15 protein-coding genes are annotated in these 13,352 nt (G+C 64.0%); 9 read left to right on the forward strand and 6 right to left on the reverse strand.

The genetic code is table 11. The annotated features are described in order from the left end of the window. Positions 1 to 26 precede the first annotated feature (26 nt). The gene (locus AC0KUR_RS06465; RefSeq protein WP_034189512.1) at positions 27 to 737 is read right to left on the reverse strand and encodes a response regulator; all 711 of its coding nucleotides are present in this window, start codon (positions 735 to 737) and stop codon (positions 27 to 29) included. Positions 738 to 956: 219 nt separating this feature from the next. On the opposite strand from AC0KUR_RS06465, the gene AC0KUR_RS06470 reads away from it, so the two are divergent. Both AC0KUR_RS06470 and AC0KUR_RS06475 read left to right on the forward strand, forming a co-directional pair. Beyond that, the gene (locus tag AC0KUR_RS06470; protein ID WP_049028318.1) at positions 957 to 1,871 is read left to right on the forward strand and encodes a glutaminase; all 915 of its coding nucleotides are present in this window, start codon (positions 957 to 959) and stop codon (positions 1,869 to 1,871) included. A 211-nt stretch (positions 1,872 to 2,082) separates the two neighbouring features. Then, a complete protein-coding gene (locus AC0KUR_RS06475; RefSeq protein ID WP_473375567.1) occupies positions 2,083 to 2,481 on the forward strand; it encodes a hypothetical protein in 399 nt (132 codons plus the stop codon). A gap of 431 nt (positions 2,482 to 2,912) precedes the next feature. On the opposite strand, the gene AC0KUR_RS06480 is transcribed toward AC0KUR_RS06475, so the two are convergent. Continuing rightward, positions 2,913 to 3,698, reverse strand: a complete 786-nt coding sequence (locus AC0KUR_RS06480) for an IclR family transcriptional regulator (protein ID WP_034189327.1) — start codon at positions 3,696 to 3,698, stop codon at positions 2,913 to 2,915. Between the two features lie 188 nt (positions 3,699 to 3,886). Between AC0KUR_RS06480 and AC0KUR_RS06485 the strand changes: the two genes are divergently transcribed. Then, a complete protein-coding gene (locus AC0KUR_RS06485) occupies positions 3,887 to 5,170 on the forward strand; it encodes an MFS transporter (RefSeq protein WP_034189326.1) in 1,284 nt (427 codons plus the stop codon). Positions 5,171 to 5,174: 4 nt separating this feature from the next. Further along, positions 5,175 to 5,621: a type II 3-dehydroquinate dehydratase gene (locus AC0KUR_RS06490; RefSeq protein WP_049028320.1), complete on the forward strand. Its 447-nt coding sequence runs from the start codon at positions 5,175 to 5,177 to the stop codon at positions 5,619 to 5,621. A 328-nt stretch (positions 5,622 to 5,949) separates the two neighbouring features. On the opposite strand, the gene AC0KUR_RS06495 is transcribed toward AC0KUR_RS06490, so the two are convergent. Both AC0KUR_RS06495 and AC0KUR_RS06500 read right to left on the reverse strand, forming a co-directional pair. Continuing rightward, on the reverse strand, positions 5,950 to 6,192 hold the full coding sequence (locus AC0KUR_RS06495; RefSeq protein WP_473375568.1) for a hypothetical protein: 243 nt from the start codon (positions 6,190 to 6,192) through the stop codon (positions 5,950 to 5,952). A 153-nt stretch (positions 6,193 to 6,345) separates the two neighbouring features. Continuing rightward, positions 6,346 to 7,263: a LysR family transcriptional regulator gene (locus AC0KUR_RS06500; protein WP_034189323.1), complete on the reverse strand. Its 918-nt coding sequence runs from the start codon at positions 7,261 to 7,263 to the stop codon at positions 6,346 to 6,348. A gap of 113 nt (positions 7,264 to 7,376) precedes the next feature. On the opposite strand from AC0KUR_RS06500, the gene AC0KUR_RS06505 reads away from it, so the two are divergent. From AC0KUR_RS06505 to AC0KUR_RS06520, 4 genes are all read left to right on the forward strand, one after another. Next, a complete protein-coding gene (locus AC0KUR_RS06505; protein WP_473375569.1) occupies positions 7,377 to 8,249 on the forward strand; it encodes an alpha/beta fold hydrolase in 873 nt (290 codons plus the stop codon). An 83-nt stretch (positions 8,250 to 8,332) separates the two neighbouring features. Next, positions 8,333 to 9,124 (forward strand): MBL fold metallo-hydrolase, encoded by a 792-nt coding sequence (locus tag AC0KUR_RS06510; RefSeq protein WP_156444739.1) that lies wholly within the window; start codon positions 8,333 to 8,335, stop codon positions 9,122 to 9,124. Between the two features lie 75 nt (positions 9,125 to 9,199). Next, positions 9,200 to 10,216, forward strand: a complete 1,017-nt coding sequence (locus AC0KUR_RS06515; protein WP_034189322.1) for a carbon-nitrogen hydrolase family protein — start codon at positions 9,200 to 9,202, stop codon at positions 10,214 to 10,216. Positions 10,217 to 10,505: 289 nt separating this feature from the next. After that, positions 10,506 to 11,135, forward strand: a complete 630-nt coding sequence (locus tag AC0KUR_RS06520) for a cysteine hydrolase family protein (protein ID WP_473375570.1) — start codon at positions 10,506 to 10,508, stop codon at positions 11,133 to 11,135. Between the two features lie 157 nt (positions 11,136 to 11,292). On the opposite strand, the gene AC0KUR_RS06525 is transcribed toward AC0KUR_RS06520, so the two are convergent. Continuing rightward, a complete protein-coding gene (locus tag AC0KUR_RS06525) occupies positions 11,293 to 12,024 on the reverse strand; it encodes a ribonuclease T2 (protein ID WP_034189320.1) in 732 nt (243 codons plus the stop codon). 230 nt (positions 12,025 to 12,254) lie between these two features. Here AC0KUR_RS06525 and AC0KUR_RS06530 point away from each other — a divergent pair, with 230 nt between their 5' ends. Beyond that, the gene (locus AC0KUR_RS06530) at positions 12,255 to 12,644 is read left to right on the forward strand and encodes an OsmC family protein (protein ID WP_059556839.1); all 390 of its coding nucleotides are present in this window, start codon (positions 12,255 to 12,257) and stop codon (positions 12,642 to 12,644) included. Positions 12,645 to 12,727: 83 nt separating this feature from the next. Here the strand turns inward: AC0KUR_RS06530 and AC0KUR_RS06535 are convergent, their stop codons facing one another. Next, the gene (locus tag AC0KUR_RS06535; RefSeq protein WP_200086344.1) at positions 12,728 to 13,306 is read right to left on the reverse strand and encodes a hypothetical protein; all 579 of its coding nucleotides are present in this window, start codon (positions 13,304 to 13,306) and stop codon (positions 12,728 to 12,730) included. Between the last annotated feature and the right edge of the window lie 46 nt (positions 13,307 to 13,352).

Consider the following 13,352-nt stretch of genomic DNA (forward strand, 5'->3'; position numbering starts at 1 on the left):
CGTGACGGCGTCGCGCGCTGGCGGCGTCATTCCCACGCGTGCTTGCTGAATTGATAACCCTTGCTGCGGATCGTCTTGATCCGCTGCGGGTTGCTCGCGTCGTCGCGCAGCTTGCGGCGCAGCTTCGAGATGCGCCCGTCGATCGTGCGGTCGAGGCCGTCGAATTCGACGCCGCGCAGCTGCAGCATCAGGTCGTCGCGGCTGACGACTTCGCCCGCATGGCACACCAGCGCCCACAGCAGGTCGAACTCGGCCGACGTCAGGTCGGGCGTGCTGCCGTCGGGCAGCACGACGGTGCGGTCGGTACGGTCGATCGAGAACTTGCCGAACGCGTAACGCTCCGGCTGCGGCGCGGTGCCTTCGGCCGCGCGCACGGGTGCGCGGCGCAACTGGGCCTTGATCCGCGCGAGCAGGATGCGCGGCTCGACGGGCTTGTGCACGTAGTCGTCCGCGCCGAATTCGAGGCCGAGCAGCTCGTCGAACGGCTCGTCGCGCGCCGTCACCATGATGATCACGCCGTCGTATTGCTTGCGCGCCTCGCGGCAGATTTCGAAGCCGTCCTTGCCCGGCAGGTTCACGTCGAGGATCACGAGATCGGGACGAATGGACAGGATCGCCGGCACCGCGGCGTCGCCATGCAGCACAGTGTCGACCTCGTAGTCGTTCTTGCGCAGGTAGCCGGCGATCAGCGTGGACAGGCGGGTGTCGTCTTCGACGAGCAGGATACGAAAAGACATGGGCAGCGGTCGGATCATCAGGGAAGCCGCGGCGGCACCGGCCGGTGCCGGACGCCGGCCATCGGCCGAAACGTACCGCATGATACTGCGACCGCCGCTTGCCCGTTTGGCGGTCTTGAAAATAAGGGCGCGATGTCGGTTGCGCTTGACGAATCGGCGCCGGGACGGTTCCATACGGGCTCGCCGGAATCCGGGACATGCCTCTACCCGCCTGACTTGATGAATTACCAGCCGATCCTCGAACGCATCCATACCGAACTCGCCCCCTGGATTGGCCAGGGACGAGTTGCCGACTACATTCCCGAACTCGCGAAAGTGCCTGCCGACAAGTTCGGGATGGCCGTCGTGACACTCGACGGAAACGTTTACACGGTCGGCGACGCGCACGAGCGTTTCTCGATCCAGAGCATTTCGAAGCTGTTCGCCTGCACGCTCGCGTTCCAGTTGCTCGGCGACGAACTGTGGGAACGGGTCGGCCGCGAGCCGTCCGGCAACGCGTTCAATTCGCTGGTGCAGCTCGAAAGCGAGCGCGGCAAGCCGCGCAATCCGTTCATCAACGCGGGGGCGCTGGTCGTCACCGACGTGCTGTGCCGCCGCTTCGTCAAGGCCGAAACGGCGCTGGTCGAATTCGTGCGGCGGACGATCGGCGCGAACGACATCAACTACGATTCGCGCGTCGCGCTGTCGGAGTTGCAGCACGCGGAGCGCAACCGCGCGATGGCGCATTTCATGGCGAGCTTCGGCAACATGCAGATGCCGCCCGATACGGTGATCGACGCGTATTGCCGCCAGTGCGCGATCACGATGAACTGCGTCGAGCTTGCCAGCGCCGCGCTGTTCCTTGCGAACGGCGGCGTCGCGCCGGTGACGGGCGAGCGGATCGTCGATCCGAGTTCCGCGAAACGGCTGTCGGCGTTGATGCTGACCTGCGGCACTTACGACGCGGCCGGCGATTTCGTGTATCGGGTCGGGTTGCCGGCGAAGAGTGGTGTCGGCGGGGGGATCGTCGCGGTGCTGCCGGGTGAAATGGCCGTGTGCGTGTGGGCGCCGGGGCTGGATGCGAACGGGAACTCGCTGGCGGGGACCAGGGCTCTTGAATGGTTGACGACCTATTCGGGGCGCTCGATCTTTTGAAGCGTCGAAGTCAAGCGTGCCTCATGTGGCGCGACGGCGGCAGATTCATATCGGCGTGCGCAGAGCGCTCAATGGGGAATTCGGCCATCGGTAGCAATCGACCCATAACAGACCGTTGAACTTGCCGATAGCAGCCGCTCACCCTCACACTTACAGCATCGGACATTTGGTCCCATCGATAGTTTGTCGTTCTTATGGGCGGTCAGTCCCTATGAATAGAAAAATCGTCAACGAGATAATTAGGCTCGGTGGAGATCCAACCGACGAGGTTTGGCGCTGGCTGGCGACACGTGGGCCGCACGGAAACTCATTCACTTGGGGACAGACTCGACGAGAGCCGCCGGGCTATGTGGGCGTGGATCACTTGCGGAGAATTGTTGAAGAATTCTCGCAAACCATCCCGGATTTCAGCGAGAGAGCTTGCGCTGTAGTGCGGACGGCGTTGGCATCCGAGCAGCCCGATTTGGTCAGGCGCGCCATTCAAATTGCGGCGGTAATCAGCTGCCCAAGCGAAATGCACATGATCCGGCAACTTGTGGTTAGCCCACACGGCGAAGTCGCCGCTGACGCCAAAGCCTGTATTTTTTATCTTACGAAGGTTAAGGCTTAACAGCGCCCGTCTACCGTTCCGGTCGAAGAAAGTTGCCTGTCTGCGGTGACTATCGACAGTCGGCAACTGTCTAGCGAAGGCAGAAACTGGCCAAACTCGGTCGTCGAAGGCAGCACGGCACTCGCCCGTCCGTCGGTACCGATGGAATCACATGCGAGTTTATATATTCGTAGCGCAGGGACGCTGGCGCTGGAGTGGCTGACGACTTATACGGGAAGGTCGATTTTTTGAGGGGGCGGAGTCAGGCGTGCGTCACCCGGCGCAACGGCGGCAGATGAGTATCGGCCGCGATGGCCCCGCTTCAGCCGGTCGCGAAGTCGGGCATTCGGTGCTTGCGAACAGCGCGCCTCGGCCATCCACGCCGATGTATCGGAGAAGCCGGTTCGAAGCGCATGGTGTGGGCCGGCGCAGAGCGCCGGGCTCGCTCCGGATCACCCCTTGCCCAGAGGGGGCCGGCCTGGAAAGCCGGCCATGTTGCTCAACTGGGCGAGTTCATTGGCGGCCTCGCGCAGCAATTCCGAATACACGTGAATCTTTTCCGCCGTCAGCCGCTTGCGCGGACCGGCCAGGCTGATGACGCCGACGCAACGCGAGCCGCTGACCACGGGTGTCGCGACCGCCGCCATTCCCGGCGCAAAGACCTCATCGATCATCGCGTAGCCGCGCACGCGCGCGGCGTGCAGGAAACCGAGCAGCGCCTTGAGCGTGGTCGGCGCGTTGGGGCCGAACTCGTTCGGCTCACCAAAGCCCTGCTTCAGGACGAGCGCAGCCGCCTGTTCGTCGGACATCGTCATGAGCCATGCGTGTCCGGTCGATGTACATGAGAGCCGTGCCGCCTGCCCCATGTCGGGATCGTAACGAAAACCGGTGCGCTGGCCATCCGCTTTTCCCACCCAGATGATCGTCTCACCGTCCACCAGCGACAGGCGCGCCAGTTCGCCGGTGCGCGCGGCGACGCGTTCGATGATCGGCTGGGCAATATCCGCGATGCCGGTCAGGCTCAGGAACTCCAGGCCGTTCGACGTCATGCGCATGGTCAGGATGTAGCGGCTGTGATCGGCCAATTGCCGCACGTAACCGCTCTCGACCAGTTCCGCGAGAACGCGATGGCACGAACTGCGCGGCATTCCCAGCGCATCCGCGATCTCGACAAGCCCCGCGCCCTCGCCTTGTGACGCGAGGAAATCGAGCACTCTCAGGCCGTTCTTGAGCGACATCGTTCGTCGACATTCCGCAATATGAAATGCAGTTCCGGTGCGGAACGCACCGCTTCCGCAGCGCAAACAATAGCACCTGTTGGTCGCGAGAAACGCGGTTACACCATACCGATAATCCAGGAGACACCATGTCAGATATCGCTGACCCGAACATCGCCGCAGGCGAAGGGTCCCCACAGGCTCACTTGATGGCCCGTCGCGCGGTGGCGGGCGCCACCGTCGGCACGGCGCTGGAATGGTTCGACTTCGCGTTGTACGGTGTGGTCGCGGCCACGATCTTTCCGAAGCTGTTCTTCCCGTCGCTCGATCCGACCGCGTCGCTGCTCGCATCGCTGGCGAGCTTCTGGGCGGGACTCGCCGCCCGTCCGCTCGGCGCGGTGATCTGCGGCATGCTCGGCGACCGCTGGGGGCGGCGCAACCTGATGCTGGTCACGGTTTCGGTGATGGGCGCGTCGTCGTTCCTGATGGGCCTGCTGCCCACGTATCAGCAAGTCGGCATTCTTGCGCCAACCTTGCTGGTTTCGCTGCGCATCATTCAGGGGTTCGCGCTCGGCGGCGAATCGACGGGCGCGCAACTGATGGCGGTCGAACACGCATCCGCGAAAAAGCGCGGGCTGTACTCGGGCCTGCTCGGCATCTGCTCGCCGCTCAGCCAGATCCTCGCCAACTTCGCCCTCTTCGCGCTGTCCGGCCTGCTTTCGGCCCAGGACTTCGAATCGTACGGATGGAGAATTCCGTTCCTCGCGAGCTTCGTGCTCGTGCTGCTGGGCATCTATATCCGCATGAAGGTCAGCGAGACGCCGGCATTCGAGGCGCTCAGGAAAAAGGGCGAAGGCGCACGCGCCGCCAATCCGCTCGGCATCGTCTTCAGGTTTCACTGGCGCACCGCGCTGCGTCTGACGCTGTTCTTCTGCGGTCCGGCGGCGCTCTTCTACCTGATTGTGGTCTTCTCGCTCAGCTATCTCACGAAGAACCTCGGCGTGCCCAAGCAGACTGGCTTCATGCTGCTGATGGTGGCGAACGTCTGCGCCATCGCGGGCGCACTGGCGGGCGGCTACCTGAGCGACAGGATCGGACGTAAAGGCGCGCTGCTGATCGGCTCGTTCTGCACGCTGGTCTGCTGCCTGATCTACTTCCCGATCCTCAATCAGCACTCGGTCGCGACGACGATGGCCGTGATGGGCGCCTTCCTCGGCTTCACGCAGTTCCAGAGCGGCATCCAGCCGGTGTGGTTCGCCGAATCCTTCCCGACGGAAGCGCGCTATACCGGCTCCGCGCTGTCCTACTCGGGCGCCAACCTGCTCACCGGCGGGCCGATGCCGATCGTCGCCGTGGCGTTGCTCAACGCCTTTCATGGTTCGCCGTGGGCCATCGTCGCGGTCTGCGGCTCGCTGAACCTGCTTTCCTTCCTCATGATCGCGACGTCGCGGGAAACCAAAGACACGGCCCTCGAACGTAGCGCTACCCACTGACGCCATGACTCGCAAACTCTACATCCTCAACGGCTCCAACCTGAACATGCTCGGCGCGCGCGAGCCGCACCTCTACGGCCATACGACGCTCAAGGACATCGAACGGAACTGCCTCGCGCTGGCCGCGGATCTCAAGTTCGATTGCGTGTTCCGCCAGACCAACAGCGAGAGCCAGTTGATCGACTGGATTCAGGAAGCCTTCCTGCAGGACGCCGCGCTCATCATCAACCCGGCCGGTTTCTCGTTCGGGCGCATTCCGGTGCTCGATGCCGTCAAGCTGGTTCGCCGGCCGGTGGTGGAAGTGCATATCACGAACATTCACCGGCGCTCCGAGGAATACCGTCATTCGACAATCTCGGTGGCCGCTACCGCCGTCATCTGCGGGGCTGGCGCGAACGGCTACTTGCTGTCGATCCGTGCGGTGGACGATCTTTGGAGCAATCAAAGTTGACCCTGATGCCCGCTCGGAGCGCTTTCGGCACGATGTGCGCGCTGAACATCTGGCGAGTTTCAGGTTGGAACAGCCGTTCGGGAGAGGGCTTCATGGCTCGGACGAGCGGCCGAACCGGGTCTGACGGCTTGCCCAGTCGTCCAATCCGTTGCAATAGCGAAGAGCCCCGGCGAATCCGCAGGCTGCCGGTTCTTTTGAAGCGATCGATCAATACACCGAATTAGGCGTTTACGCTCGCAGAGCACAAACGCCTTTCCCGGCCGATTCCCTTAAACGGCATCAGAATCACCGGAATTCCGAGTCCCGGAATTGGCCGACGAAGCAACAGTCAGCAAGCTGCCAGCGATTTCGCGTAATCCCGCCCCTCGTGGATCAAATCCCGCGCGACGTCGGACAAAACGCCATGGCGCTCGATCGTAGAGAAGCCGGCGTCGAGCCGGGCACGATACAGCGCGAGCATCTCCTCGATCGTGGCCCGATCGGCGTCCAACAGTTCCGCACGCTCAAAAATGTGCGTGAACGCGACCGACAAGCGCCGTATAACGAACGTCGCGTGATAGATCGCAAGCATGTCGCGGTCGTCCCGGCGTAGCGGAGACGCATACTTTACTTCGGGGCTGTCGGCCGTAGCCGATCCTGAACAGCCCGGCGCAGACGAAACTACAGGGACGGCTTCCCGGGAGCACGCAGTCACGCCGGTAACGCATGACCATCCGCCGCTCTTTCAAAGCTTCGCCATTCGATCCCAAGGGGGGTCATCACCAAACGCTTCCGTGAGGTAATCGACAAAGCGGCGCACTTTAAGCGGTATGCGTCGCGCGCTCGGATAAACGGCCTGGATCGCCAACTCAGTGGCACGGTAGGCCGGCAGCAACGGCACAAGTTCGCCCCGACGCAGGTGCTCGCCGAATACGAAGGTTGGACCGTACGCGATGCCGGCGCCGGCGAGTGCGGCGGCGAGAAGCATTTGCGTGTTGTTGGCGGCGATCCGGCAAGGTCCGTCGATGACATACGCGCGGTTTCTCGCATCGAACAAGGTCCAGTCACCGGCCGACACGGCCTCGCTGAAGGCGAGGCGTGGTGCCCGCAGCAAGTCGCCAGGCTTGCGTGGCATCCCATGCCGCTCGAGGTACGCGGGTGACGCGCACACGACCATTCGACACGGCGCAAGCCGGCGTGTGACGAGTTCCGGCTCCCGCAGCCGCCCGATCCTGATCGCCACGTCAACGCCCGCATCGATGAGGTCGACATAACGGTCTCCGAGAAGCACGTCCACGTTCACTTGCGGATGGTCCTCTACATAACGGGCAAGAACGTCGCCCAAATGCATCGCGCCGAACGTGACGGGCGCCGCGACGCGCAAAACGCCGCGCGCCGTACCTTGCGAATCGCTCGCTTCCCGGTTCGCATCGTCGAACGCTTCGAGGATCTGCTTGCATCGCTCATAGTAGGCCTGGCCAGTATCGGTCAAACTCAGGCGGCGCGTGGTTCGTTGGAGCAACCGCGCATTCAGTTCGGACTCGATTGCGCTCACGTGCTTGCCGGCCATCGCCGCCGATAGCCCGAACCGCCGCGCCGCAGCAGCAAAGCTGCCTTCCTCCACTGCGGCGACGAACACCCCGAGACTCGTCAGTCGATCCATTGCGCCTCCTCAATTCGATAACACCATTATCGACTGCCGCTACTGATGCAGCAATTATCAAATACAAGACAGGGATCTAACCTCGACACAACTCATGAAGAAGGGGCATCCCAATGGAAATCGAAACGAACGGCACGCGGATTCACATCAAACAGTGCGGCAGCGGGGATTTGGCGCTCGTGTTCCTGCATTACTACGGCGGCTCGTCGCGAACCTGGGACCGGGTGGCAAACCAGTTGTCCGACCGGTATCGCATCATTGCCACCGATCATCGAGGCTGGGGCGAATCCGAAGCACCCGCAGACGGCTACCGTATCGCCGATCTTGCTGCCGATGCCGAGGGCGTCATCGAATCGCTGGGATTGCCGCGCTATGTTCTCGTCGGTCACTCGATGGGCGGCAAGGTTGCGCAACTCATCGCATCACGGCGGCCGCGAGGGCTCGAAGGCCTCGTGCTCGTTGCACCGTCGCCGCCGTCGCCGATGCTTGTCTCCGACGAGCAACGCGCAACCTTGGCTGCCGCCTATCTGTCGCGCGAATCGGTCGAATTCGTCATCGACCAGGTGCTGACCGCGAAGCCGCTGGACGCCGACTGCCGCGAGCAAGTCATAGAGGACAGTCTGAAGGCCGCGCCGCAAGCGAAGGCGGCATGGCCGAACGTGGCCATGGCCGAAGACATCACCGCCGCAGTGGCGTTGATCGACGCCCCGACACTGGTCATTGCCGGAGAGCTGGACCAGGTGGATCGCGTCGCCACGCTGCAGGCCGAACTGCTGCCCCGAATTCCACAGGCCGCGATGTACATCCTGCCTGGAACCGGACACCTGTCGCCGCTTGAAGCGCCGGCCGAGGTGGCGGGGGTCATTGCACATTTCGTCGCGGCGCTCGAAGACAAGGCCACCGCGTGCGGCGCACCCGACCAGGTCGCAGCTGCTTTTGACGCTGCGGTGAACGCGGACGATTTCGATGGCCGGACTCGACTCTGAACGTGACGCTACCGGATGGCCCGCGGCACGTGGAATTCGTCAGCGCGACGCGGCGCCGTCAACTGCTCCGAAGGAAAAACATCTTGACTACCCCGTCAATCGTTACGGTCCCGATCCTGCCGTTTGGCATGGTCCATTGCCACCTGATCATCGGTGAAACGGGCTGCGTCCTCGTCGACACCGGCACGCCGGGGTCGCAAGGGAAGATCGAGCGTGCCTTGAAAAAACATGGTCGCGGTTTTCGCGATGTCACCTTGATTGTCGTCACGCATGCTCATACGGATCATGCCGGATCAGCTGCCCGACTGCGTGAACTCACGGGTGCACCGATCCTTGCCCATGCGGGAGATCTGGACTACTACGAGCGGCGCGAGGAAATGACATACTGCGTCGCCCATTGGTGGGGCCCCCTCTTCTTGAGCTCCGGCGTGCCTCGTGAGCCCTACCTGCCCTTCACGCCCGACATCCTGCTGCAGGACAGCGCAAGTTTCGATCTGAGCGGCCATGGAATTGACGGTCTGGCCAGGCATACCCCTGGCCACACGGCGGGCTCTGTCTCGGTTGAACTGAGCAGTGGCGACGCATTGGTCGGCGATTTGCTCGCATCGGGCGTCTTGCTCGGGGGAATCATCCGCAAGACCCACGCCATGCGCCCTCCCTTCGAGGACGACCCGAAAGCTGTCAGCGCGGAACTGATCGGCATGGTCGACGCGGGAATGCAACGCTTCTACATGGGGCACGGCGGTCCGCTGACCGCCAAGGAAGTGCGCCGACATGCTCACTCACTGCAAGTCCTTGGACCCGGACGCAGATACGGCATGAAGGCGATCGGGTGCGGCTGTTCCCGGCGCAAGCTCACGCAAATCGCCGACTAGGACTCTCGACTTCTCGAGCACCCCTTCGCAAACATCGGAAGTTGCCCGGACCACGAAACCTTCAAGCGATTCACCATGCCCCTCACTCATCCGCAATACAAGGTCGCCGTTGTTCAGGCAGCCCCGATCTGGCTCAACCTCGAAGCCGGCATCGACAAGACCATTGCCCTTATCCGAGAGGCGGCAGCGAACGGCGCAAAGCTCGTCGCCTTCCCGGAGACCTGGCTGCCTGGCTATCCGTGGCATATCTGGATGGGGGCGCATGCTTGGCAGGTAAGCCGTGGCTTCGTTCAGCGATACTTCGACAATTCGCTAAGCTACGACAGCCCGGAGGCCCTACGACTCAGCGCCGCAGTCAGGCAGGCCGGCATCACGGCGGTCATCGGCGTTTCCGAGCGAAGCGGCGGCAGCCTCTACATGGGGCAATGGCTCATTGGCGCCGACGGCGAGACCATCGCCGTTCGCCGCAAGCTGCGCCCCACTCATGTGGAGCGTGCCGTGTTCGGCGAAGGCGATGGATCGGATCTGACCGTGTATCAGATTGAAGGCCTTGGACGTGTGGGCGCGTTGTGCTGTTGGGAGCATTTGCAGCCGCTGTCGAAGTACGCGATGTACGCGCAAAACGAGCAAGTGCACGTTGCGGCATGGCCGAGCTTTTCCAACTATGAGCCGTTTGCTCACGCACTCGGGTGGGAAGTCAACAATGCTGCGAGCAAAATCTATGCGGTCGAGGGATCGTGCTTCGTACTGGCACCCTGCGCTGTCGTAACACAAGCGATGATCGACGACCTGTGCGACACACCGGAGAAGCACGGACTCAACCACGTGGGCGGCGGTCATGCGATCATTTACGGGCCTGACGGGAACGCGCTTGTCTCCAAGCTGCCGGAAGACAGCGAGGGCATTCTGTACGCGGATATCGATCTTGCGGCCATCGTCATTTCGAAGAGCGCCGCCGATCCCGCCGGGCATTATTCCCGCCCCGACGTTACTCGCCTGATGATCAATCGAACCCGTATGAGACGGGTTGAAGCGATCACGCTACCGGTCGACAGCTCCGAGACTGGAACGGTGGCGGGCCAGGAAAACTGAGGCGTCGAACACGATATCATCGCGCGAGTGTCGACGCCCCCTGCTCGCATGGGCGGAAATTCGCCTGGTGATCCATGGAACAGGAACCTGAGGCTCGCGGCGCTACGTCTCTTCTTGGGCGAACCCGGTCATCGCAGGCACCACGGCTGCCCGCCCGCACGATGGGCGCCGGGACGGCATGCCGGGTTATCTTGCGGGAGTCCCGGCACGTTGGCGTTGTACGGGTTGGCGACTCGCACGATACGATCGATTTTCTGACACCCCCAGCGGTTACTGGAGAACATCAAGCATGCATCCGGACAACGCACCAGCAATCGTCACGACAGCCTGCACGAACGCCGACGCCTCCGCATCGATTCCCGCGATCGTGCCGTCTCGCACCGCACTGCTTGTCATGCATTACCAGACCGACATCCTCGGCCTCTTTCCGTCGGTCGCGCCCGAGCTGCTCGCCAACACGCGCCGGTTGTGCGACGCGGCGCGGGCTGCCGGCGTCGGCGTCTGGTTCGCGAATCTCCGCTTCCGCCCCGGCTATCCGGAAGTCAGCCCGCTCAACAAGAACGGCCAGGGCATCAAGCAGCTTGGCCTGTTCATCAACGACGACGTCTGCCCGGAATTGAGCCGGCAGGCCGACGAACCGCTGATCGTCGCGCACCGCGCCAGCGTGTTCTTCGGCACGGATCTGCAGGCTCGGCTGGCCGCGCGAGGAATCGACTCGCTGATCCTGGTCGGCATCGCGTCGACCGGCGTGATGCTGTCGTCGATCGCCCATGCGAGCGACGCGGATTTCCGCCTCTATACCGTCAAGGACTGCTGCTACGACCCGGACCCGGTGGTTCACGAGCATCTGTTCGCCACCGCGTTCGAATCGCGCACGATGGTGCTGTCGCTCGCCGACGCGTTGCACCTGCTCGCGTAACAAACCGGCGCCTCACCGGGAACCGCCCGCCGCAGGCCGGCTCACCGGGCCGTTCCGATCCCCGCCAGAATGAGGTCGATACCGACCGGAAATTGCGCGCGCTGCGCCGTGACCGGCGGCGACATGCGCGATCCCGCCCGCGTCGCGCCGTGCCCCGTTACCTGGCGATAAACACGCCCGACGTCGGGCACGTGCCCTGCGTGTTGCCGTCGGTCACGAGCGACGCCGCGCTCGGGAACTGCGCGGCCGCATTCGTCTTGACCGCGATCCAGGCTTCGGTGAAGTAGCTCACGCCGTTCGTCTTCGTGCACTTCAACGACACCGCGCTGCGCGTGTTGCTGCCGAACGCGCCCTCGAACGCCGACAGCAGTTGGTTACGCGTCACCGTCTTGCCCGCGTTCGCCTGCAGGAAGGCGTTGAACGACGTGTTGCCGAGCCGGCTGATCATGCCCGACGCCTGGTTCCAGTACGCGTCGGGCGTCGCCGAGTTCGAGCAGGTGCCGTGCTTGAACCATTCGTGCTTGTCGAGACACGAAGCGACGCCCGGCATGTACGTCGACAGCGTGTTGCGGGTCGCGCTGCTGATCGGATAGGCGTCCATGCTGCACCACTGGTGCGCGTTGTCGAGGTCGATGTCGTTCTGCGGCACGCCGCAGTAGAACGGCTGGTTGCCGTCATAGCGGTTCGGCCAGAGCCCATGCAGCGACAGGCTCGTCGCCGCATACGAGCCGGCGAGGTTCGTGCATTCCGGCGTATCGTGCGACGCGCAGAAGCCGGGCTCCCACGAGGCGGCGAGCAACAGGTAGTCGTAGCTGGTCTGCGCGGCGGCGTGCAGTGAAACGGAAGCGACGGCGAGGGCGGCAGCGGCGCGGGCGAGCGTCTTGAGCATGGCGTGTTTCCTCGGAAAAGGCATGCGGTCGCGGGATGCGCCGCAAGGTTGTCGAATGTCTGCCCACGATTGTTGCTGTCGCAACGTGGCACGAATGTGAAGGTGGACGAAAGAACTCGCGGGTCGCCGCCCACCCTGTTACAAACGGTACCGGTACCACCCGTTGCCTTCCGCCACGGGCGGCACCCGCGTACCCTGTCGCCACCCTCACCCTGCTATGGAGCATCGCGATGGTAACCGCCACACGGTTCGGCAAGCCCTATTGCGTCGAGATCGGCAACGGGCGCAGCGTCGTGCGTGCGGACACGCACAAGGAAGGCCAAGGCGGTGACGCAGGCATGCGGCCGCACGAGCTGCTCGAAAGCGCGCTCGCGGCGTGCGTCTGCATGTCGATCGACCTGGCCGCGCAACGCGCGGGCGTGACACTGCCCGCCTGCACGGCGGACGTGACCGTCGACCGCCTCGACCACGAAACGGGTTTCGATATCGCACTGCGCTTCGCGGCGCCGCTGTCGCCCGCACAGCAGACGCTCGTGCGCGACGCGGTGCGGACTTCTCCGGTCGCCCGGACGCTCGGCAAGCCGATACGGGTCAGGCCGGCCACGATCGCGAGCGGTTGACCGTCCCGGCATGCGCCGAACGCGGCACTATCGATGCCGGCACGTCGACGGCGGCACGGCTCGCACCTGTGGCATCCGGGCGCTCACGACCCGGTGCCGAGCTGCGTGCACGCGCGGGCGGACGCTTCGGGGCCCTCGAGCGCGAGAATCTGCCACACACCGATACTGACGCGCTGGCGCGCGGCCGTCGACGCGTCGGCCAGCAACGCCTCGACACGCGGCGCGGCATCGGGCGCCTTCTGCCGCAGCGCCGCGTGATGCCGCGCGCGGGACGCCGGCTCGGATTCGTACACGTCGCAAAGACGCACCATGCCGGCGAGCCCGGCCACGTCGTCGTCCTTGTCGATCGCGCCGGGTTCGACGGGCGCGAGACCCTTGCGCTCCTCCGGCGGCAGCTTGTTGCGCGCGCCTTCGTCGATCGCCGTGGCGGACGCCGGCGGCAGGCCGCCGATCGCCGCGACGATCCGGCTGCCCGCGGCGATCATGTCGCCCTGGCACGCGATCTTCTCGGCGGCCGCGACGTTCGAGCAGAACGACACCGACGTCCGGTACACGTCGTTGCTCATGCGCGGCACTTCGTCCGAACTCGCCTGCGCGAAACCGGCGCCGGCCAGCACGAGCGCAGCGGGAATCAGGATGCGAAAAGCTCTCGTCTCGTTCATTGTTGTCGTCTGTGGGTCGTGATGGCGGGCACACTCGCCGGGTCGC

The sequence above is a fragment of the Burkholderia sp. YHN3-13 genome, assembly GCF_055810675.1.

Coding starts and splice junctions, on each gene's coding strand:
- AC0KUR_RS06505 (WP_473375569.1), top strand. CDS start 7,377: ATGGAAATCGAAACGAACGGCACGCGGATTCACATCAAACAGTGCGGC.
- AC0KUR_RS06530 (WP_059556839.1), top strand. CDS start 12,255: ATGGTAACCGCCACACGGTTCGGCAAGCCCTATTGCGTCGAGATCGGC.
- AC0KUR_RS06480 (WP_034189327.1), bottom strand. CDS start 3,698: ATGTCGCTCAAGAACGGCCTGAGAGTGCTCGATTTCCTCGCGTCACAA.
- AC0KUR_RS06500 (WP_034189323.1), bottom strand. CDS start 7,263: ATGGATCGACTGACGAGTCTCGGGGTGTTCGTCGCCGCAGTGGAGGAA.
- AC0KUR_RS06475 (WP_473375567.1), top strand. CDS start 2,083: ATGAATAGAAAAATCGTCAACGAGATAATTAGGCTCGGTGGAGATCCA.
- AC0KUR_RS06525 (WP_034189320.1), bottom strand. CDS start 12,024: ATGCTCAAGACGCTCGCCCGCGCCGCTGCCGCCCTCGCCGTCGCTTCC.
- AC0KUR_RS06535 (WP_200086344.1), bottom strand. CDS start 13,306: ATGAACGAGACGAGAGCTTTTCGCATCCTGATTCCCGCTGCGCTCGTG.
- AC0KUR_RS06470 (WP_049028318.1), top strand. CDS start 957: ATGAATTACCAGCCGATCCTCGAACGCATCCATACCGAACTCGCCCCC.
- AC0KUR_RS06495 (WP_473375568.1), bottom strand. CDS start 6,192: ATGCTTGCGATCTATCACGCGACGTTCGTTATACGGCGCTTGTCGGTC.
- AC0KUR_RS06485 (WP_034189326.1), top strand. CDS start 3,887: ATGGCCCGTCGCGCGGTGGCGGGCGCCACCGTCGGCACGGCGCTGGAA.
- AC0KUR_RS06490 (WP_049028320.1), top strand. CDS start 5,175: ATGACTCGCAAACTCTACATCCTCAACGGCTCCAACCTGAACATGCTC.
- AC0KUR_RS06520 (WP_473375570.1), top strand. CDS start 10,506: ATGCATCCGGACAACGCACCAGCAATCGTCACGACAGCCTGCACGAAC.
- AC0KUR_RS06465 (WP_034189512.1), bottom strand. CDS start 737: ATGTCTTTTCGTATCCTGCTCGTCGAAGACGACACCCGCCTGTCCACG.
- AC0KUR_RS06515 (WP_034189322.1), top strand. CDS start 9,200: ATGCCCCTCACTCATCCGCAATACAAGGTCGCCGTTGTTCAGGCAGCC.